Origin of the sequence: Streptomyces mesophilus (assembly GCF_011044995.1) — a bacterium.
Taxonomy (GTDB): Bacteria; Actinomycetota; Actinomycetes; order Streptomycetales; family Streptomycetaceae; genus Streptomyces; species Streptomyces mesophilus.
The window spans coordinates 106,491-127,139 of the sequence record NZ_JAAKZW010000002.1 but is presented as its reverse complement, the minus strand read 5'-3'; the positions used below and the strand labels follow the sequence as shown (position 1 = coordinate 127,139).

Annotated in this window: 17 protein-coding genes and 2 pseudogenes; 6 read left to right on the top strand and 13 right to left on the bottom strand. The window is 68.3% G+C overall.

Going from position 1 to position 20,649, the window contains the following annotated elements; translation table 11 throughout:
* Positions 1-15 precede the first annotated feature (15 nt).
* Positions 16-1,011: an ABC transporter permease gene (locus tag G6045_RS01350; RefSeq protein WP_165329851.1), complete on the top strand. Its 996-nt coding sequence runs from the start codon at positions 16-18 to the stop codon at positions 1,009-1,011.
* Positions 1,012-1,073: 62 nt separating this feature from the next.
* Here the strand turns inward: G6045_RS01350 and G6045_RS01345 are convergent, their stop codons facing one another.
* The gene (locus tag G6045_RS01345; protein WP_165329850.1) at positions 1,074-2,297 is read right to left on the bottom strand and encodes an RNA-guided endonuclease InsQ/TnpB family protein; all 1,224 of its coding nucleotides are present in this window, start codon (positions 2,295-2,297) and stop codon (positions 1,074-1,076) included.
* A gap of 179 nt (positions 2,298-2,476) precedes the next feature.
* Here G6045_RS01345 and G6045_RS01340 point away from each other — a divergent pair, with 179 nt between their 5' ends.
* Positions 2,477-3,313 carry an ATP-binding cassette domain-containing protein gene (locus tag G6045_RS01340; protein WP_165329849.1) on the top strand — a complete coding sequence of 279 codons (837 nt, stop codon included), beginning with the start codon at positions 2,477-2,479 and terminating at the stop codon, positions 3,311-3,313.
* A 109-nt stretch (positions 3,314-3,422) separates the two neighbouring features.
* Complete coding sequence (locus tag G6045_RS01335; RefSeq protein WP_165329848.1) at positions 3,423-4,445, top strand: LacI family DNA-binding transcriptional regulator; 1,023 nt, start codon at positions 3,423-3,425, stop codon at positions 4,443-4,445.
* 102 nt (positions 4,446-4,547) lie between these two features.
* On the opposite strand, the gene G6045_RS01330 is transcribed toward G6045_RS01335, so the two are convergent.
* From G6045_RS01330 to G6045_RS01310, 5 genes are all read right to left on the bottom strand, one after another.
* Complete coding sequence (locus G6045_RS01330; RefSeq protein WP_165329847.1) at positions 4,548-6,032, bottom strand: glycoside hydrolase family 32 protein; 1,485 nt, start codon at positions 6,030-6,032, stop codon at positions 4,548-4,550.
* A gap of 97 nt (positions 6,033-6,129) precedes the next feature.
* Positions 6,130-7,002: a carbohydrate ABC transporter permease gene (locus G6045_RS01325; RefSeq protein WP_165329846.1), complete on the bottom strand. Its 873-nt coding sequence runs from the start codon at positions 7,000-7,002 to the stop codon at positions 6,130-6,132.
* A 1-nt stretch (position 7,003) separates the two neighbouring features.
* Positions 7,004-7,930 (bottom strand): carbohydrate ABC transporter permease, encoded by a 927-nt coding sequence (locus G6045_RS01320; protein ID WP_206343155.1) that lies wholly within the window; start codon positions 7,928-7,930, stop codon positions 7,004-7,006.
* A gap of 84 nt (positions 7,931-8,014) precedes the next feature.
* On the bottom strand, positions 8,015-9,292 hold the full coding sequence (locus G6045_RS01315) for an extracellular solute-binding protein (RefSeq protein WP_206343146.1): 1,278 nt from the start codon (positions 9,290-9,292) through the stop codon (positions 8,015-8,017).
* Positions 9,293-9,469: 177 nt separating this feature from the next.
* Positions 9,470-10,504, bottom strand: coding sequence for a LacI family DNA-binding transcriptional regulator (locus tag G6045_RS01310; RefSeq protein ID WP_165329843.1), 1,035 nt, complete (start codon positions 10,502-10,504; stop codon positions 9,470-9,472).
* A 343-nt stretch (positions 10,505-10,847) separates the two neighbouring features.
* Here G6045_RS01310 and G6045_RS01305 point away from each other — a divergent pair, with 343 nt between their 5' ends.
* A complete protein-coding gene (locus tag G6045_RS01305; protein ID WP_165329842.1) occupies positions 10,848-13,679 on the top strand; it encodes a GH32 C-terminal domain-containing protein in 2,832 nt (943 codons plus the stop codon).
* A gap of 160 nt (positions 13,680-13,839) precedes the next feature.
* On the opposite strand, the gene G6045_RS01300 is transcribed toward G6045_RS01305, so the two are convergent.
* On the bottom strand, positions 13,840-14,721 hold the full coding sequence (locus G6045_RS01300) for an SDR family oxidoreductase (protein ID WP_165329841.1): 882 nt from the start codon (positions 14,719-14,721) through the stop codon (positions 13,840-13,842).
* Positions 14,722-14,769: 48 nt separating this feature from the next.
* Here G6045_RS01300 and G6045_RS01295 point away from each other — a divergent pair, with 48 nt between their 5' ends.
* Complete coding sequence (locus tag G6045_RS01295) at positions 14,770-15,141, top strand: MerR family transcriptional regulator (RefSeq protein ID WP_165329840.1); 372 nt, start codon at positions 14,770-14,772, stop codon at positions 15,139-15,141.
* Positions 15,142-15,231: 90 nt separating this feature from the next.
* Here the strand turns inward: G6045_RS01295 and G6045_RS01290 are convergent, their stop codons facing one another.
* Entirely contained in the window at positions 15,232-15,945 is a 714-nt protein-coding gene (locus tag G6045_RS01290) for a polyamine aminopropyltransferase (protein WP_165329839.1), read from the bottom strand.
* Positions 15,946-15,994: 49 nt separating this feature from the next.
* Positions 15,995-16,138: pseudogene (locus G6045_RS01285) on the bottom strand (pirin family protein); the annotation flags it as partial.
* A gap of 24 nt (positions 16,139-16,162) precedes the next feature.
* Here G6045_RS01285 and G6045_RS01280 point away from each other — a divergent pair.
* A complete protein-coding gene (locus G6045_RS01280) occupies positions 16,163-16,669 on the top strand; it encodes a hypothetical protein (protein ID WP_165329838.1) in 507 nt (168 codons plus the stop codon).
* A gap of 105 nt (positions 16,670-16,774) precedes the next feature.
* On the opposite strand, the gene G6045_RS42100 is transcribed toward G6045_RS01280, so the two are convergent.
* The 4 genes and pseudogenes from G6045_RS42100 to G6045_RS01260 all read right to left on the bottom strand — a co-directional run.
* Complete coding sequence (locus G6045_RS42100) at positions 16,775-19,231, bottom strand: caspase, EACC1-associated type (RefSeq protein ID WP_408056286.1); 2,457 nt, start codon at positions 19,229-19,231, stop codon at positions 16,775-16,777.
* Entirely contained in the window at positions 19,228-19,593 is a 366-nt protein-coding gene (locus G6045_RS01270; RefSeq protein WP_165329836.1) for an effector-associated constant component EACC1, read from the bottom strand. The genes G6045_RS42100 and G6045_RS01270 overlap by 4 nt, the downstream gene beginning before the upstream one ends.
* A gap of 171 nt (positions 19,594-19,764) precedes the next feature.
* Complete coding sequence (locus G6045_RS01265; RefSeq protein WP_165329835.1) at positions 19,765-19,914, bottom strand: hypothetical protein; 150 nt, start codon at positions 19,912-19,914, stop codon at positions 19,765-19,767.
* 267 nt (positions 19,915-20,181) lie between these two features.
* Positions 20,182-20,481, bottom strand: a pseudogene (locus G6045_RS01260) (transposase); the annotation flags it as partial.
* Positions 20,482-20,649 lie beyond the last annotated feature (168 nt).

The window sequence follows — 20,649 nt, the reverse complement described above, 5'->3', positions numbered from 1 at the left end:
CGACAAGGACTTGGCATGACAGCAACGACCACGCCGTACTCCGAGCTCGCAGCGCCGTCCACGGCCCGCAGACTGCTCGCGGCACCGACCACAGGACCCCTGGTCGCCCTCCTGGTGGCCTGCGCCTTCTTCTCCGTATCGACCGATCAGTTCCTCACCGGCGGCAACTTCTCCCTGATCGTGCAGCAGGTCATGGTGGTCGGCACCCTCGCCATCGGCCAGACACTGATCATCCTCACCGCGGGCATCGATCTGTCCTGCGGAGCGGTCATGGCGTTCGGCAGCATCATGATCGCCAAGATGGCGGCGGAGGGGTCTCTGCCACCGCTCGTCGCCATTGCCTTGGGCATCGGCGTATGCGGTGGATTCGGGCTGCTCAACGGGCTGTTGGTACAGAAGATCCCGCTGCCACCGTTCATCGTCACCCTCGGCATGCTGAACGTGGCGTTCGCGCTGACGCACATCTACTCCGAGGAACAGACGATCTCCAACCTGCCCGGCCCGCTCACGGCGCTGGGCGAGACATTCCCGCTGGGCAACACCGACATCACCTACGGCTCCCTGGTCACCATCGGCCTCTTCCTCCTCCTGGCGTACGCGCTGAGCAGCACCGGCTGGGGGCGGCACGTCTACGCCCTGGGCAACAGCCCGGAGGCGGCGCGCCTGAACGGCATCCGCACCTCCCGCCTGACCATCGGCGTCTACACCGCTGCCGGACTGCTGTACGGCATCGCGGCGCTGCTGCTCATCTCCCGTACCGGCGTGGGCGATCCGCAGGCCGGCCAGACGGACAACCTCGACAGCATCACCGCGGTCGTCCTCGGCGGCACCAGCCTGTTCGGCGGACGGGGCTCGGTCCTTGGCACCTTCATCGGCGTGCTCATCGTCGGAGTCTTCCGCAACGGACTGCAGCTGATGGGTGTCGCCTCCATCTACCAGACGCTGATCACCGGAATCCTCGTGATCCTCGCAGTGACCGTCGACCAGCTCTCCCGGAAGAAGGCCCGTTGAATCCTCCCCTCCCTGGAGGAAGGGGCTTCCTCACCCTCCAGGGCTGATCGGGGATTTCCAGCTCACGCAGCCTTACGGACCGGCGGCCCGTCGGGTCTTCCGCGATCAGCACCAGCCGGGTTGAGACCAGCCCGGACGAGCATCACGCGTGCGGAGTTCTTGTCCCTGGGGGACTCCACTTCGCACGCGGTGCACGTATACGTTCTCTCCGAGAGAGGTAGGCGATGCTTGGCTCTCGCATCGCAGTGCGCGCAGTCCATGGTGGTGCGCGCGGGGTTGACCAGGTACACGGTCCGGCCGTGCTTGCGGCCCATCTCGATCAGGGCGGCTTTGGTGGCGCCGATCGCCGCGTCAGCGGCTTTGCGGGCCATGGTCGACTTGGCGAGGAACTTCGGCTTGAAGTCCTCGACGGCCAGGGCGTCGTGGTCGCGGACCACACGCTTGGCCCACTTGCGAGCCGTGTCCTGCCGCTGTCGCGCGACCTTCTTATGCAGCTTCGCAGCCTGCCGCTGCGCCTTACGGAAGCCCTTCGACTGGGCTTTGCCTCGCGGGGCACGGCGGCGCGCCATCTGACGCTGGTAGCGGGCCAGCCCCGACGCGGCCTTCTTTCCGTGCTCGGCATGCGGAAGGTCATGGTCGTCGCTGGTGGTGGTCGCGATCTCCTTCACCCCCCAGTCGATCCCGATCACACGCCCGGTCGCAGGCAGGACTTCAGGTGTCGTCGCGACGACGAACGACGCGTACCAATGGCCGAGACTGTCGCGGTAGATCCGCACCGAGGAAGGCGGCGTGGGCAACTCCCGCGACCACACCGGACGCGCGACGATGCCGTTCGCCAGGTGCAGGCGGCCGTCCTTGAGACGAAAACCCCGCTTCGTGTATTCGAGGGTGGGCCGCGCTTCGCGCTTCTTCTTGTACCGGGGCATCCCCGCCCGCTGACGCATCGGCAACCCGGCCCTGACGTCCTTGAGCGCCTTGGCACGGGACTTGCCGAAGTCGCGCACCAACTGCTGTTGCGGCACACACGCACCCGCACGAAGCCACGGTGTAGATCTACGCGCCTCGGTCAGCATCGCGGCGAGCTGCACCGGCCCACACGTCGCCTTCTCGCCGGTCGCCCGGTTGCGCGCGTGAACAGCCTTCGACTTTGCGACCGACTCATTCCACACCCAGCGGCACCGGTCCCACTCGGCCTCAAGCGCCGCGCACGCCGACCTGGACAGGCGAAGCCGGAAGGTCCACCGGGCATGCCCGGCCGCCTCGCTCGCCATCGCCCCCGTCGCCATGAGCATCAACCTATCCGCGAGGACTGACAGTTGAGACCAATCGATCTTGACGGGCCGCCTCACCACCCCGACGGAAACCGGGAATCCTCCTGGCGGCGAACCCCAGCCCTCTGCCCTGCCCCGCAGGAGCTTCGTCTCCTCACCCAGCCAAAGCAGGGCGTATCCACGAAAGAGACCTCATGATCTCCACAGGCTCCCCCACCCCCGTCCTCCAAGCCCGCGGTCTGGTCAAGCGCTACGGCCATGTGACCGCCATCGACGGAGCCGACTTCGACCTGCTGCCCGGTGAGGTCCTCGCGGTCATCGGCGACAACGGCGCCGGCAAGACCAGTCTGATCAAGGCCCTCACCGGCGCGGTGGCCCCGGACGAGGGCGAGATACGGCTGGGCGGCGAACCCATCACCTTCTCCGGCCCGCAGAGCGCACGCGCCCACGGCATCGAAACCGTCTACCAGGACCTCGCGGTGGCCTCCTCCATGGACATCGCCTCGAACATGTTCCTCGGCCGCGAACTGCGCCGCCCCGGTCTCCTCGGCAGCACCCTGCGCCTGCTCGACAAGAAGCGCATGCGCCAGGAAGCCGCCGAGCACATGGCCGACTTGAAGATCGGACTGCGCTCGCTCACGCAGGCGGTCGAGACCCTCTCCGGCGGCCAGCGCCAGGCCGTCGCGGTCGCCCGCGCCGTCGCCTGGGCGCGCTCCGTGGTCGTGATGGACGAACCCACCGCCGCCCTCGGCGTCAAGGAGTCCGGTCAGGTACTCGACCTGATCCGCAGGGTCCGGGACAAGGGCCTGCCCGTCGTCCTGATCAGCCACAACATGCCGCATGTGTTCGAGATCGCCGACCGGATCCACGTCCACCGCCTCGGTCGGCGCGCCGCCGTGATCAAGCCCGGCGACTACTCGATGGCGGAGGTCGTCGCCATCATGACCGGGGCGCTCAGTATCGACGAGGCCGGGGATACTGTCGTAGCGGATTCCGAGGCGGCGAAGGCTGCGGGAGTCCACGCCAGCTGACGCACTCACGGGTCCCGGCAGCCTCGGCCGGGACCCACGAGAGCTGGACCCACGAGAGCCGGGACCCACGAGGACCGGGGCCCACGAGCAACAGGAGACCGTTTCCGCCATGGCAGCGAAGCGCCGCCCCACGCTGGCAGACGTAGCCCGAGAAGTGGGCGTCAGCGCCAAGACCGTCTCCCGCGTCCTCAACGAGGACGGGCCCGCCTCGGCAGCGACCAGGGAGCAGGTACTCGCCGCCGTGGCCAAGCTGGGCTTCCAGCCGAACCTCATGGCCCGCAACATCCGCGTCGGCGGCCCTGACACCACCGTCGGCCTTGTCGTCCCCGACCTGTCCAACCCGTTCTTCGGAGCGGTGGCCAGCGGCATCGAGGACGCGGTACGCGAGCGCGGACTGACCCTGCTCATGGGGTCCTCCGCGGACGATCCCGCCCGCGAACGCGCACTGACGGACAAGTTCCTCGGCCGCCGGATCAGCATTCTGATGGTCGTGCCGTCCGTCGGCGCGGACCACGCCCCGCTCAAGGGGCACCGCTCGGGAGGGCTGCCCGTGGTCTTCCTCGACCGACCGGGCACGGGACTGGCCACGGACAGCGTGGTCAGCTCCAACCGGGAAGGCTCCCACGAGGGCGTCACCCATCTGATCGCCCATGGTCACCGCCGTATCGGATTCGTCGGGGACCTGCCCACCAAGCTCTACACCCGGCGCGAGCGTCTGGCCGGCTACCGCTCGGGCCTCCAGGAAGCGGACATCCCTTACGACCGGTCACTGGTCGTCAGCGCGCATGACCAGGAAGGGGCCGCGGCCGCGACCTCAGGTCTGCTCGACCTGGCCGATCCGCCCACGGCCCTGTTCGCCGGCAACAACATCATGGCCCTTGGCATCGTCGCCGAACTCGCCCGCAGCAAGCGCAAGGACGTGGCGGTGGTCGCCTTCGACGACGTCTCGCTCGCCGAGGTCCTCGAACCGGCCCTGACGGTCGTCGCCCAGGACCCCGAGGAGATCGGCAGGTCGGCAGCGGCCACCGCCCTGGCCCGGCTCGACGGCGACCGCTCCCGTGCGCGCACCGTCACCGTGCCCACCCGGTTGATCGTCCGCGGGTCGGGCGAGCTGCCCGTGCCCAAGCGGTGACCGGGGCGGCCCCACTTATGGATGGAGGGCGGCATTCCCCCCGCCCTCCATCCCTCGTACGGCCAGGACTCAGCCGCCCTCCACTCCTCGTACGGCCAGGACTCAAGCGTCCTGCGCCTGCCCCAGCCCCGCCGTCAGCGCCTCTTGACGGGCGCCGCCCGGGGACAAGTCCCATGCTTCTACGGAGAATTCGCTCCGCCCGGCGCCGGTCGTACGGGCCTGCAGCCGCCATGGTCCGTCGGCGAGCGGATAGAACCGGAGCGTGAGCGCCTGCTCGTCGCCCACGTACACCTCGGCGATGGAGCGGTCCACGATGACGCGCAGTTCGACGGCGGCGCCGGGGTTCGCCGCGGCCGGGCAGGGCGCGCTGAACGAGCCGCCGCGCGCCCGCGGGTCGAGCGATGCGTGGGTGCGGTCGACGACGAGGCGACCTGCCGCCGGGTCAAGGCTGATATCGAGGTACTCGGACCCGTCCGCCGAGGTGATCAGCCGCAGCCCGCTGGTACCTGTCGTGTCGGGTACGAGTGCGGCAGTGAGGTCGAAGGCTGTGCCGACCTGACCGAGTTCGGTGGGCTCGGACGCGGTGGTGTGCCCGGTGCGATGCAGGACCCTCGCGCCGCGCAGGGCAAGAAGCTCACGGGCCGGGCGCTGGGCGAGCGTGCCGTCGGCGGTGAGGCTCACTTCGCGAGGGAGCGTCAGCACGCCTGCCCAGCCGTCTTCGTGCGCCCACGTGTCGTCGCGCGCCTCCCAGGACCAGCCCCACATCAGCCATCTGTCCTCCCCGGGCACATCGCCCGGTGCCTTCAGGAACGCGGGGGCGTAGAAGTCGGGCCCGTGGTCGAGGGGTTGGGGCTGCGCACTCGCCGTGAAGGTGCCGTTGTTCTCGCGGCCGATGTGGACGGTCGTGTGGCTGGGACCGCCCTGCGGTGTCCAGTCGCTGACGATCAGGACGCCGCGGTCACCGAACGGCGCGTACTGCGGGCACTCCCAGCCGACCGGCCCGCTGCCGGCCGCGGCGTCGCTGGTGTGGAACGGGCCGCGATACGTCCAGTGCTCGAGGTCGCCGGATTCGTACAGCTGCGCCGCGCCCCGGCCGTCCTCGAGCGCGGAACCGACGAGCATGCGCCAGCGGCCGTCCTGCCGCCAGACGTACGGGTCCCGGTACATGGTGGTGTCGGTGGGTGGCTCGGCGATGAGCAGCCGGGGACGTTTGGTCCAGGTGCTGCCGTTGTCGTGCGACTCGGCCGTCGTCACCGGTTGCCACCAGCGGTCGTCGCGATGGGCCGAGTAGAAGGCGACCATGCGGCCGTCGACGGAGATCGCGTTGCCCGAGTAGCAGCCGTCGGCGTCGTATCCGCCGGGGGTGGGTGCGAGGGCGACGGGCAGGGGCTCCCAGTTGATCAGGTCCGGGCTGCGGAAGTGGCCCCAGTGCACGTGCTTGTGCTGAGGTCCGTACGGGTTGTACTGGAAGAACACGTGATAGTGGCCGTCGTGGAAGACCAGCCCGTTGGGGTCGTTGATCCAGTTGCGGGGCGGTCGCAGATGGACAGCGGGCAGGTGGGCGGCGCGGAGCGGCGACGTGGGCACACGGAACCTTTCTCAGGGCGTGCGAAAGACACGGATGAGGCGAGTCGAAGGGCGCGGCACGGCAACTCGAAGCCGGCGCCGTAAGGGAGTCGGCGAGTCAGCCCTTGACGCCGGTGGAGGCGATGCTGCTGACGAAGGCACGCTGGAACGCCACGAAGAGCGCCAGGATCGGCACGGTGATCATGGAGGAGTACGCCATGATCTGGCCCCAGCCCACGTTCAGCTGGAAGAAGTAGGAGATGCCGACCATCACCGGCCGCAGCTCCTCGCTCTGCACCACCATCAGGGGCCACAGATAGGAGTTCCAGGCGGGCAGGAAGGTAAGGATGGCGACCGTGGCGACGGCCGGTGCTGACAGGGGCATGACGATCCGGCGGTAGATCGTGAACCAGCCGGCGCCGTCCACGATCGCCGCTTCGTCCAGCTCCTTGGGGATGCTGCGGAAGTACTGGTGGAAGAAGAAGATCGAGAAGGCGTTGGCCACGAACGGCAGGATCTGCACCTGGTAGGTGTCCATCCAGCCGGTGGTCCACTCGAGTTGGAAGCCGTTGGCGCGCAGCAGCGGCAGTTGGTTGACCCACCACACCAGGGGCAGCGCGAACGTCTCGAACGGCACGATGAGGGTGGCGATGACGGCGGTCAGGACCAGCTTGCGGCCGGGCCAGCGCATCCGGGACAGGGCGAAGGCCGCAAGGCTGTTGACGATGATGCCGAGCACCACGGTGATGGTGGAGATCAGCACGGAGTTCAGCAGGAACCGCGCGGCCGGGACCCGTTCGAAGACGCCTGTGTAGTTGTCCAGGGACACGTCTCCGAGGGGCAGGAAGGCGCGCAGGGAGTCCAGGTCCCCGAAGATCTGGTCGTCCGGTTTGAAGGACGAGACCACCATGAACACGAGGGGCAGTACGAAGACCAGTGCCAGGACGATGCGGGCTCCCTGGCCGCCGAGGCGCTTGAGGAAGGCGGCCATGTCAGTCCCTCTCCCGGGTCAGGAATCGCTGGATGAGTGACACCGCGAGGACGAGTACGAAGAAGATCAGCGAGATGGCGGCCGCGTACGCGGTCTGCTGCTGGTCGTAACCGGTGTGCACCGCTTGGTGGACGACGGTGGTGGTGGAGTCGAGCGGGCCGCCCTGGGTCATCACCCGGATCTGGGTGAAGAGGCTGAACGCGGCGATGGTGATGGTGACGAGCACGAACGTGCGGGTCTCGCGCAGGCAGGGCCAGGTGACATGGCGGAAGCGGTCCCAGCGGGTGGCCCCGTCGAGGTCGGCCGCCTCGTACAGCTCGGCCGGGATGGTCTGAAGGCCGGCCAGCCAGATGACCATGTGGAACCCGACGCCCTGCCACACCGACATCAGGATGACGGCGGGCATCGCGGTGGCCGGGTCGCCCAGCCAGTCAGGGCCGTCGAAGTGGCCGAAGGTCAGGGTGGAGATGACGCGGTTGACGAGGCCGTCCTGCCGGTAGAGGAAGGTCCACAGGAGGGACACCACGACCATCGACGTGACGACCGGCAGGAAGTAGACGGTACGGAAGAAGTTGACGCCCCGTACCTTCGCGTTGACGAGCAGCGCGAGCACGAGCGCGAGCCCGGCCTGCAACGGGACGACGACGGCCGCGAAGTACACCGTATTGCGAAGGGACTTGTAGAAGACCGGGTCGTCGAAGAGCCGCGTGAAGTTCCTCAGGCCGACGAAGCGGGCCGGGGTGGGCGAGATGAGCCTCGCGTCGGTGAACGCCAGAGCGAAGGCGAGCGCGACCGGTACGACGAGGAAGACGAGCAGCAGCGCCACGGCCGGGGTGGCCATGCCGAAGGCGGTGAGGCTTTCGCGGCGACGGGCGCTGGTCGTTCGGGTTCGCCGGACCGGGCGCAGCCGGTCCAGGGCTGCGAGCATGGTGGTCACGTTTCTCCAGAGGGCCGGTCCGGTTCGGGTGCGCCGCCTGGGGCGCGGACGGGTCCCGAACCGGACCGGGGCGGATCAGCCTGAGTAGTAGTCGTTCGTCTTCAGGTTGTTGTCGATGTTCTTCGCGGCCTGGCCGAGCGCTTCCTCGGGGTCGGCGCCGGCCAGGAGGTCCTTGGCGGCCTTCTCGAACTCCGTGGAGATGTACGGATAGGCCGGCGTGACCGGGCGCACCTGCGCGTACTCGCGGGCGAAGCGCACAAGGACGTTGAACTTGCCGCCGGGTTCGTAGCCTTCTACCTGCTGACTGGCTGCTTCCGTGGCGGGCAGGGTGCCCGTGGCCTTGGCGTAGTCGACGAAGTACTTGTTCTGGCGGGAGAACTTCAACCAGGCTTGCGCGCCTTCCTTGTTGGAGCAGGAGGAGCTCATCGCCCACTGCCAGGAGGCGCCGCCGATCTTGGGTCCGTCACCGAAGTCGACCGGCGGCAGGATCGCCAGATCGTCGCCGAACTTGTCCGCGTTCTTGGCCGCGTTCCAGCTGCCGTCCCAGTGGATGGCGCTCTTACCGGCGAGGAAGTCCGGGTTGGGGTCGGCCGCGGACTTCTTCGCGATGTAGCCCTTGGCGGCCAGGGAGCTGAACCACTTGCCCCACTCCACGGAGTTCTTGCCGTCGAGGGTGCCCGAGGCGCTCTTGTGGTCGCCGCGGTCGATCAGGTCGCCGCCGAAGCTCTGCAGCTGCGGGGAGTAGCCGTACGACCACCACTCGCCGGTGCCGCCGGTCCCCATCTCCAGGGGATAGTCGAACTTGCCGCTCTTCTTCAGCTTGGCGAGCGCGGCGTCGAACTCGGCCTTCGTCCAGGGCTTGTCCATGGTGGGGATACGGATGTCATACGCGTTCAACACCGACTTACGGGAGAAGAACGCGAGGGAGACGTCGTAGAAGCCGAACGCGTAGAGCTTGTCCTTGTAGCGGCCGACCGTGCTCTCGAGCTGATCGGTCAGCGGCACCTCGCTGCCGGATACGTCGATCGGATCGAGATAGCCGCCCCAGGCCCAGTTCGCCACGTTCGGACCGTCGACATCGAGCAGACAGGGCAGCTTGCGGGCCGAGGCCGCGGCCACGACCGAGCTGTTGTAGTCGGTCTGCGGGAAGGCCTGCAGCTTCACCTCGTACTTGTCCTGCGAGCCGTTGAAATCCTTGATGATCTTCTTGACGACATCCAGCTCGGCCGAGTTGCCGGCATTGTGCGTCCACAGGGTCAGCGTGTTGCCGTCGGCTCCCGATGTGCTGCCGCCGCTGCCCGATGCGCAGCCGGCGACCAGTGTGGTCGCCGACGCGACGGCTACACTCGCCATGGCGAGGCGCCTGATTCTGAACACCACGAGGTTCCTCCATCTCACTGAGGCGGGTCTTGCCGGACCCGCCGTGGCGACCGGTTGCGTCGGTCGCCGTTACTGGGTGGGGAGTCCCGCCGCTCCGGTGGATCGGAGCGGTGGGACTTCTGTCTTCCTGTGCCTGTACGCGTGCCGGTGTCAGCCCGTGGCGGGCGCGCCGACCGAGGCACGTTCCTGCAGCGGCATCGGCACACGGTGCACGACTGCTTCGAGCGGGCCGCTGCGCAGGGTCAACTCCACGGCCAGGCGGCCGAGTTGATAGTGCGGTAGCCGCACCGTGGTGAGCGCCGGGCGCAGTACGGACGCGATGTCCTGGTCGTCGAACGAGATCACGGACACGTCCCCGGGCACCGAAAGACCCGCCTCACCGAGCGCCTGATACGCGCCGAACGACAGCCGGTCGTTCAGGCACACCAGCGCACGGGGCCGGTGCCCCTGCGCCAGAAGCGCGGACACCTCGCGGTGGCCGTCCGGTGTGCCCCAGTCGCATTCGACGACGCCCTCCAGACGCGCACCGCCCTCCCGCAGCACCTCCTCCAGACCGCGCATGCGCTCATTGCCGGCGATGATCCCCTCGGGTGTGGCCGGCAGCGCCTGGTGGCCGCCGATCGCCCAGATGCCCTCGGTGTGCCCGGCCGCGAGCAGCGCACGGGCCGCGTCCCGGCCGGCCTCGACCTCGTCCGGCACCACGGAGGGCGCGGCGAATCCGGGGGCCAGGCAGTTGAGGAGCACCACGCGGCGCCCGAACAGCTCCTTCGGCGGCGTCACATAGCGGGTGAACATGGATGCGTAGATCAACGCGTCGACCTGCCGGTCGAGCAGCGCGTGGACCAAGGACGACTCGGCGTCGGAATCTCCGCCCGCTTCCGTGATGAAGAGCAGGTTGTCCCGCTCCCGTGCGGCCTCCATGGCGCCGCGGATCACATCGCCCGCGAACGGTGTGGTGGTGATCCGGTCCGATACGAGACCGATGGTCTGCGTGGACTTCGTCCGCAGGCTGCGCGCGGTGACGTTCGGCCGATACCCCAACTCCTCGGCCGCTTCGAGGACTCGGGCGCGGGCCGCATCGGAGATCCGCATGTCGGTCCGGCCGGCCAGGGCGAACGACGCGGTCGTCGACGAGACACCGGCCTTGCGGGCGACATCGGCCATGGTGATGCGCCGTTCGGACATCAACGACTCAACTCCAGCTTGTTAAATCGGATTAGCAAGTGGGTTGAGAGTGCTGGACCCGCCCCCTCCTGTCAACACTCCCGTCATCTCGCCCTGACCGCAGGGTAGTTATGCGGCATTTTGAGGTGGCTCTGGGTTACGTAAGGGAGATTCCGTATGCGTTAGCTCTTGCGTTAGCGGAAGCGGAACGCGAACCATGCCGAGCCATCGCCTAAACCGATTTGGCGGTACGCAGTGCCCACTTCGACCCCCACCGGAGGTCCGGATGCGAACACGCTCACCAGCAAGGCCGGCAAGACCAGCGAGCCCAGCGAGGGCTCTCAGGCCCGGACTGCTGCGCCTGATGCTCGCGCTCGCGATATGCCTCGGATTCCTTACGCCCCTGACAGCGCACCCCGCGGACGCGGCCCAAAGCACCCTGTCCAACCCCGGGTTCGAGACCGGTGACCTCACCGGCTGGACCCCCACCGGCACCGCCTTCAACGGATCGGTCACCGACGATCCGGGGTGGGGCTGGGGCTGTTGCTTCAACCACGAGGGCACCCACCATCTGTGGGGATTCGCCTCAGGTGGTGACGCCTCCACCGGGACCCTCACGTCCGAGCCCTTCACCCTGACCGGCACGGGAATGGTCAGTGCCCTGGTGTCCGGCGGCCGCGACGAGAACCAGCTGTACGTCGCCCTGACCACACTGGACGGAGACGTCCTGCACAAGGCGACGGGTACCGAGGACGAGGCGTACCGCCGCGTCACCTGGGACGCGCGTGAGCACCTGGGCGAGCAGCTGCGGATCACCGTGGTCGACCGCGCGACCGGCGGTTGGGGACACATCAACCTCGACGACGTACGGGTCGGCGTCGACAAGCCGCCCGCCCCGGGCGAGGAGGGCCTTGCCGCTCACTGGGACTTCGCCGAGGGCCAGGGCACCACGACCGCGGAACGGATCAGCCAGGGCGCGGATCCCATCAGCTATGTGTTCAACGACGCCGTGTACAAGCCGGACAGCGACCCGCTGTGGAACGCGAAGCGCCCCGAGGACGGCGTACTGTCCGGCGCCCTCCTCTTCGACGGCTACTCCACCTGGGTCTCCCGCGCCGCGTCACAGACGCAACTCCCCACGGACGGCATGACCCTTCAGGCGTGGGTGGCACCGCGCGCCTTCGAGTGGGGCGATGAGGGCAAGCCCTCCGCCATCGTGAACCAGCAGGACAAGAACGCCCGCCGCGGCTTCTCCCTCGGTGTGGGCCGGCACGGAATGTGGCAGTTCGGCGTGGGCACCGGTGACGCCTGGTACGAGACGCAGGTCCCCAAGACGGCGGCGCTGGCCGCCGGCAAGTGGGCGCACCTGACCGCGGTGTTCGCGCCGGGACAGGGCGCCATGAGGCTGTACCTCAACGGTGAGCAGGTCGCCGAGACCGCCGTGCCCACCACGGCGCGCCTGGCCAAGGCCGATGTTCCCCTCGTCATCGGCAGGCACAACCAGCCCGCCCTCATCAACGGCACCTTCGCCGTCAACATGTTCAACGGCCTGATCGACGAAGTGAAGATCCACACCAGCCCGCTGGCCTCGACTGCGGTGGCGGCCGCCCACGCCAAGGACCTGCAGACCTTCTCCGGGGGCACCATCCCCCAGGCCCGCATGGCCATGGACCGCTCGCGCTACGACGGTGACCGCTACCGGCCGGGCTACCACTTCACCGCCCCCAACCACTGGATGAACGAGCCTCACGCCCCGATCCAGGTGGGCGGCAAGTACCACCTCTTCTACCAGCACAACTCGCACGGCCCGTACTGGCACAACATCGCCTGGGGCCACGCCGTCAGCGAGGACCTCGTCCACTGGCGCGACCTGCCCGTGGCCCTCGCCCCCACCGCCGACAGCGTGGCACCCGACGGCGTCTGGTCCGGTGCGTCGACCCTCGACGAGAACGGCGTCCCCGTCCTGCTGTTCACGGCCGGCAACGACGCACAGCGCCCCAACCAGGCAACGGGCCTCGCACGCCCCGTCGACCCCAGCGACCCCGACCTCGTCGAATGGAAGATGCACCCCACCCTGGTCACCAGCCAGCAGGCCGACCTGGACGTCGGCGCGGGACGCAAGGTCCGCTTCGGCGACTTCCGCGACCCCTTCGTATGGAAGCAGGGAGACACCTGGTTCCAGCTCATGGGATCGGGCGTCCAGACCACCTCGGGCACCGACGTCGGCGGTACGGCGCTCCTCTACACGTCCAAGAACCTGACCGACTGGACCTACTCGGGCCCCTTGATGGTCGGTGACGTGGCAGCCCACCCCAAGACCGGCCAGGTCTGGGAACTGCCCACCTTCCTGCCCATCGGCAAGGACGACCAAGGCCGCGAACGCCGGGCGCTACTGGTCAATCCGGCGTTCCCGGCCGGCCCCGGCGAGTACAGCAGCAAGTTCACGTACTACTGGGTGGGCACCTGGGACGCAGGGGCCCGCCGCTGGACGCCGGACACCACCGAGCCCAAACTCCTCGACTACGGGGAGCACTTCACCGGCCCGAGCGGCCTGGTCGACGACAAGGGACGTTCCCTCGTCTTCAGCATCGCGCAGGACCGGCGTACCGAACGTGCCCACTACGACGCCGGCTGGGCCCACAACGCCGGTCTCCCCATCGAGCTGTCCATGCGGCCCGACGGCGACCTGGGCATCCGCCCCGTCGCGGAGGTCTCCCGCCTGCACTCCGGCGACCCGCTCCTCGACATCACCGCACCGACCTCCGTCGCCGGCGCCAACGAGCGCCTGGCCGGCATCAAGGGGGACATGCTGCACATCAAACTGACCATGGAACGCGGCAGCGCCGACACCTTCGGTCTCGACGTGCTCCGCAGCCCCGGGGACGAGGAACGGACCCGCATCTTCTACGACGCGCCCGCGGGCCAGTTCGGCGTGGACCGTACAAGGTCCGGAAACAACTCCAGCACCGAGGGCGACCTGGGCACCCATAAGGGCCCGCTGGCGCTCACCAACGGCGAGCTGACCCTCGACGTGTTCGTCGACCGCTCATCGATCGAGGCGTACGCGAACGGCCACAAGTCCCTCACCACGCGCGCCTATCCGTTCCGCCAGGACTCCCTCGGCCTGCGGCTCTTCGGGGACGGCGGTGCCGTCAAGTCCATGACGGTCTGGAAGATGGGCAACATGACCGACTGACCCCGGCCTCGGACAGCGGAGAATCCACCACTGGCCCCCAGCGCCACCCGGAATGGGTCCGCCTCCAGGAGGCGGGCCCATTCCTGGTGGCGGACCAGCGGCGCCACTATGACGGTGAAACCGATGTCGGCCAACTCATGGGGGCGTTCCGCGGTTCTCGTCAGTTGAACTCGGCCGCGTGGTCGATGGCCCACCTCGCGAAGGTGCCGGCCGGACGGCCGGCGAGGCGCTCAACATGATCGGTGACGCGATGGGACTCCGGTCGCCACACCGAGGCGGCGATAAGCGCCTCCACCAGTGGCTGGGGACGACCGTCGGTGAGCATCCGTGATCGCGCGAGGTCAGCGGGAAGCGCCTGGAATCGCAGATCGCGTCGGAGTGCAGCACCGAGGTGAGCGATCTGGTCGGCGCGGCTGAGCACCTCGGGTCCGGTCAACAGGTGCGGGCCGTGGTCCAGGTGGTTGTCGGGTGCGAGCAATACCGTTACGGCAGCATCAGCGACATCACGCTCGTCGACGACGGCTGTGCGCGCCGCTTCTGGGCCTGAGACGACATCGCCCGCCCCCAACTGCTGCACCCAGCCACGGGCGTTGGAGGCCAGTGTGTCGCTACGCAGCACCACGGGTCGCAGTCCGGCATCGTGGAGCAGGGCTTCCATATCCGCGTGCACTTGAACGATGGGATCACTCTGACGAGCGGCTTGGTCGTCTATGGCGGTCGAGGACAGGTAGACGACACGCGGCGCCGCCGTGGTGAGTTCTGCGATCAGGTCGTGGGCAGGGGCGGAATCGAGCAGTGGCCAGATCAGAAAGACCGCGTCGATGTCCACGAGCGCCTCACGCACGGCACCGGCCTCCGTGAGGTCGTCGACCACCCACTCGACTCCTGGGCGCGGGCCGGCCTGATCGCGCACAAGGCCGCGTACGCGCGCGCCGTGCGCTTGGAGACGGTCGACAATCTCTCGGCCGAGGTTGCCAGTCGCGCCGGTGACCAGGATCGATGGACGGTACGGGGAGCTCGTGGGGTCGGTGGTGTCAGGCATGATCGTGACGCTATGGGTTCAGGTCGACATGAAGGCAAGGCGTGTGTGATGAGGACGATCGGGGAAGCGGCCGCAGAGCTCGGCGTTGAGGCTCACGTGCTGCGGCACTGGGAAGACGTTGGTGCCCTCACCGTGCGTCGCGATGGCAACGGCTACCGCATCTATGACGACAGCGCGCTGGAGCAGGCACATACCGTGCTGAAACTGCGACGCGTCGGGCTCTCATTGCCTGAGGTCGCTGCCGCGATGGCACCGACGAAGTCGGCGGCACAGGCCGTCGTGAAGGCGAAGATCGCAGCGCTCGAAAGTGAAGTCGTCCACAGACAGCAGGCAATCACCTTCCTTCAACACACCGTTGAGTGTCGGCATCGATACCTCGACGACTGTCCGGACTGCGCAACTTTCGTCCGTGGCGCTTAAGCCGCACTCACGCCGGGATCGACAGCCCCGACAGCCCCGACAGTGCCCGCGCCACCGTCATGAACGTCATGCCCCGCAACACCTGGACGTTCAGGTGCGGGCCACGTAGACCGTGTTGGTCGCCATGCCGTTTTGCAGGGGGTTGTCGAATTCCACGACGTGAGCTTCCGCCTTCTGGAAAGCCGCCTCCAGCCGCGTGGTGAACTCGCCGTCCGGCGGGTCGTTCGACCACAGGGCGAACACGCCGTCGGGACGGAGTTGGGCGGCAAGCGCCTGTAGCCCTGCGGGCTCATAGAGCGCGGCATGCCGTGGGTGCAGTACGTGGCGGGGCGAGTGGTCGACGTCCAGGAGGATCGCGTCGAAACGGCGGCCGGGCTGCTCGGGATCGAGGCCGTGCACCTCGGCCGCCGGCGCGAAGAAGTCCCCATGCACCAAGCGGCAGCGGGGATCCGTCGAAAGTCCCGCGCCGAGTGGCACCAGCCCTTGCCGGTGCCATGCGATGACTTCGGCGAGGGCGTCGATGACGATCAGTGAGCCGACCCGCGGATCGTCGAGTGCTGCCCGGGCGGTGTAGCCGAGTCCGAGTCCCCCTACGGCGACGTCGAGTTCGTCGCCTTGAAGGTGCTCCAGGCCGAGCCGGGTGAGGGCGATCTCGCCTTCGACGAAGAGGCTGGACATCAGGAACTCGTCGCCGAGTTTGACCTCGTGGATGTCCCGGCCCGTTGCCGGGTCCCGGCGGCGGCGCAGGCAGAGGTCGCCCATCGGGGTCGGGCGCCAGTCGAGTTCCTCGATACGTTTACTCATCGTTCGGCCTTTCTCGGGTGCGGTAGCCAGGGTCGCGGCCCCGCGCCGGTCAGCGCACCCGCCCTCGCGCCTTCAACGGCACCGCGGGAAGTTCCGGGGCCGGCAGCGGATCCCCGTCGTACCCTTTCACCTCACCGAACCGATCGCCGTTCATCCAGTCCGCGCGCGCCTGTTCGATCTCCTCCTGCGCACGGCGAGCAAGACCCTGGCACACGGCATGGGTACCTACTTCAAGGACTGCTCCCACGCCCCGTCGCGATGGGCAAAGTGCCCCCATCTGTACAAGATTCAGTTTCGCAATGCCTTCGGCAAGCAGACCGTCGAGTCCGGGTTCGACACCGAGGCCGCCGCTATCACACGGTTGACAGAAATCTACAACGCGAAGAAGGCCGCGCCCCGCCGGAACAGCAGGGCGGTGCGCATTGCGAAGTATGGGGCAATGCGGTTCGAGGACTATGCGGCGGAGTGGCGGGAGAGTCAGCGGCATCTTGAGGGTTCTTCGCTGCGGCATCTGGACTCGCTGCTGGAACACCACATTTTCCCGGCCATGGGCAGTCGGCGAATGGACTCGTTCGACCACAAGGTGGTGGACGGGTTCATCAAGACGATGGAGCGGAACGGGGCCGGGCCGACGAGACAGTCCAACGCCGACCTGATGCGTGGCTGCGCGCTACGAAAGGCCGAGCCCACGGCCGTGACGCCTCAAGCACCGCAAGATCGGTGAGTATCGGGACGTGTCTCTGCCAGCGCGTACGCGGCTGACCGTCGAGTGGTACGCCGACAAGTACGGCACCACCGACGGCTACCTGCTGCGCGGATCAAGGGCGGATCAAGGGCGGTTCGGTGGTGCGGACCCCGGTTCGGGGAGGGGCATTTGAGCCGCGGCCACTGCTCCGACCACGATGGGGGTGTCGCTGATCCGGCCGCCGATGTCGTTGATATCGGCGATGTCCAGGACGTCGGCGATGATGCAGGTGACATTCTCGGCCCCGCCCGCGCGCAGCGCGAGCCGGATCAGGTTCTGTACGGTTTCCTGGGGTCCTTGGTACGCGGCGAGTGTTTCCTCCATCGTCTCGTGGGAGATCACACCCGACAGGCCGTGGGAGCAGAGCAAGTAGCGGTCCTCCGAGAGCACTTGGTGGATCGAGAGATCCGGGTCGACCGCGCCGCCGTCGAGAACTCGGTCCTGCCGCGAGCCCTCCGCATGCACGGTGGCCTGTTCCCCGGTGAGCCCGGCCTCGTCGACGAGCCGTTGCACCCAGGTGTGGTCCTGCGTGATCTGCGTCAGTACGCCGTCGCGCAGGAAGTACACACGTGAGCTGCCGAGGTGTACGAGGCCCATGCGCTGACCGGTCCACGACAGGGCGGTGAGGGTCGAGGCCATGCCTGCGAGCTGTGGGTCCGCCGCGGACAGTTCGCGCAAGCGGCCGTTGGCGCGCTGTACAGCAGTGGCAAGGGAGGTCAGCATGTCCGAGCCCGGGACGTCGTCGTCGAGCGTGACGATCGTGGAGATAACCTCCGCGGAGGCGACTTCGCCGCCGGGGATGTGGTCGATCCCGTCGGCGATGGCGAGCAGGCGCGGACCGGCGTAGCCCGAGTCCTTGTTGCTGTCGCGGATGCTGCCCCGGTGCGATCCGGCGGCGAAGTTCAGCGCCCGGGGGATCCGCTCCTCGTGCACCGCCTTCGGGTCCGACTGCGGGACGGATTGCGGAAGATGCGCGCGCGAGGGTGCCCCCGGCGGGTCGGATGGGGGCTCGGACGGCGGCGCCGGATACCGGATCGCGCGACCGCGAAGCCCCGCGACGGCCTGGCTCAGCTGCTTCGCGCCGCCGTAGCCGGAGGGGTGCTGTGGGAACAGGGCCAGGAGCGCGACGGTGTCCAACTCGTCCGACAGCTGCGGCTGATGCACCGACGGCCGCGTGGGCCATCCGGTCCCCCTCGGATCGGGGACGGGCCAGGGCGAGCGGCCCGTGAGGAGGGTGTAGAACAAGGTGGCGGCGGCCCGGAGGTCGTCGTCGCCGGCCTCGGGAGGTGTGGCGATGGGCTGCCGGTTCGCCCAGCGGCCCGGGTCCTCGGCCAGGTCGACGAGCTTCACGTGGTGCCCGGGTGTGAGGACGACGCTGTCGGGGTTCAGGTTCCAGCCGAAGACGCCGACCCCATGGGCGTACTCGAGGAGCGACAGCACGTCGCGGACGATGCCGATCGTCTCGTCCGGGTGCGGCAGCCCTTCCCTGATCCGGTCGGTGAGGGTCGAACCGACAACGGCCTCGGTGACCAGGTACGGGCAGCGGACACCGCCGCGGTTCACGTGCCCCATGTCGAGCAGCATCGTGGTCAGCGGATGGTGGAGCAGCGCACGGGACTTGGCCCCGTCGACGAAGCCCTCCGCGAGACGGCTGTCGCCCGCCGCCTGCGGACGCATGACCTTGAGGGTGACCGGCCGGCCCAGCGTCGTGTCGCGTGCGTGATACGTGTCGGTGGCCGCGTCGCGCAGCAGCCGCTTACCCAGTTCGTAGCGGCGTCCGACCAGGCCGGCGCCGGGCTTTCGTACCGCGTACGCCCGGTTGCGGAAGAGGTGCAACTGGCCCGCGCTGTTGCGGACCCGCTTCTGGGGTTCGGGACGGGACCGTGCCCTGAGCCCTTCGGAAAGCAGCCGGTAGACGTTGTCGAGCTCGAGGAGTTCGGGTCCGTCCGGCACTCCCTGTGCGAGCAGGTTGATGAGTTCGCCGGTGAAGACGGTGTGCTGTTCGCCGGGCAACGCGAGCGCCTGGCTCGACTCGCCGGCGGAGGCGAGCACGTAAGTACCCTCCACCATGGCGCCGTTGGCGACCGCGGTCTGCGCTTCGCCCATCGTGCCCAGCGCCCGCCCGCTGTAGCAACAGTCGATGATCATGATCCGGCGCTCGGCGCGGCTGCGCAGGAACTGCCGCCGCACCCAGTCGTACGGCATGGCCGTGTCCGGTTCACCGGAGAGCGACCCGGGCAGGCCGAGCCAGAGGTCACCCTTGTCGGGGTCGATCAGGCCGTGCCCCGCGTAGTACACGAGGAGGGTGTCGGAGGCGCTGTCGACGGCGCTGCGCAGGGGGCCGATCGCGGTTGCGGAGTCACCGGGTTCGAGCACGACATGGCAGCGGTCCGCGGAAAGACCCCAGACCGAGGGGTCCCGGAACTGGCCCGCCAGATCCGTCACGCTGCCCCGGACCGCTGGCAGGTCGGGTAGATGCACGTACCTGCTGACACCGATCAGTACGGCACTGGATCTGTCGGGGGAAGCCGCGGTGGTCATGGACCGTCGGGGTCCGGGGGAGCGCCCGTGCGCAGGGCCGCCAGGATCCGCTCGGCGGTCGCGGCGTCCTGGCCCGAAAGCGTCACCGTCACGCCGCCGGACTCGACGGTGATCTCGGGCGGCTTGGGACGCGAGCCCCGCCAGGCCAGCCAGGCGAGAACGAAGTTCGCCAGCTGGAACCCGCTCTCGAGCATGAGCCGGATGCCCTCGAGGTCGCCGCCCATATGTCCGGGGGCAGGCTCCTTCTCGTCGAGGCGCACCCGGGCGTACCGCCGTACGTGGCTGTCGTCCCGAAGCCACTGGTACAGCGAACGAAGCTCTGCCTCGTCGGCTTCCGCGCCGATTGAGATGCCGATGTCCATGGCCCTGTTCCCCCTGCTGAGCCGTCCCCTGGCCCAACTGTGGCACGCGCTGCGGACCCCCGGGGCCGTCTTCCTGGAAACGCCCCCGCACGCGCCCCGCCACTTATGCGGCCCCCGCACATAGGGAGAGTGGCAGCCGTGGCAGTACTGGCGGCAGTCGTCGGGCTGCGGTCAGCGCGCGGCGAAGGCCGAGCTGTCCCGTCCGTTCGACGGACTCGCCTCGCGCAATGCCGGCGCACTGGTCTGCTCGAACTCCTCGCAGACGGGCTCCTGTACGGCGAGCAGTGACGGCCGCGGTCCGGGGACGCCGAGCGCTGACATCAACGGGCTCCGCGTGCCCGATGCCTACCGAGGCGCACTCTTCGAGAAGGACTTGCCCCTCGGACTTGCGAGGATGCGGGCCGGGCAGTCCCCGATGCTCCCTGTGATGAAGGAAAGCCGAGCCCTGGACGGGCTCGCTCGCCATCACGGGTTCTATGGCGGTCAGGAAAATTCACAGGCGAACAGCCGTCGTGCTCTGCGGTGTTGCGGTCGCGGCGGGTCACGTCCGCTGGAGTGGTGTATCGACGGCCACTCGGTGATCCATTTTCAGATTATGCAGTGTTCGGTCGGCAGGGCGAGATCGTCGGTTTCTCCGTCGATCGGGTTCAGGCGGGCCTTGGCAAGGAGTTCGCGGCTCATGTAGCGGCGGGCTTCGGACCATTCGTCGTTCTGCTCGGCCAGGACCGCGCCGACCAGGCGGATCACCGCGGTGCGGTCGGGGAAGTTCCCGACCACGTCGGTCCGGCGGCGGATCTCCTTGTTCAGCCGCTCCTGTGGGTTGTTGGACCAGATCTGCCGCCAGATCTCGCGTGGAAAGGCGGTGAACGCCAGCAGGTGGGTGTCGGCCTGCGCCGACAACAGCGCGTCGGCGAACGTCTTGACCATCGCGCGCAGCAGGTCCGGACTCGCCGCGGCGAGGTTGTCTTCGGCGAGGGCATGCAGGGGCACACTGTCTGGTGCGGTCGTCGTGCTGATCTCCTTCGAGGCTTCGACACTTCGAAGAAGGGCTCCAAG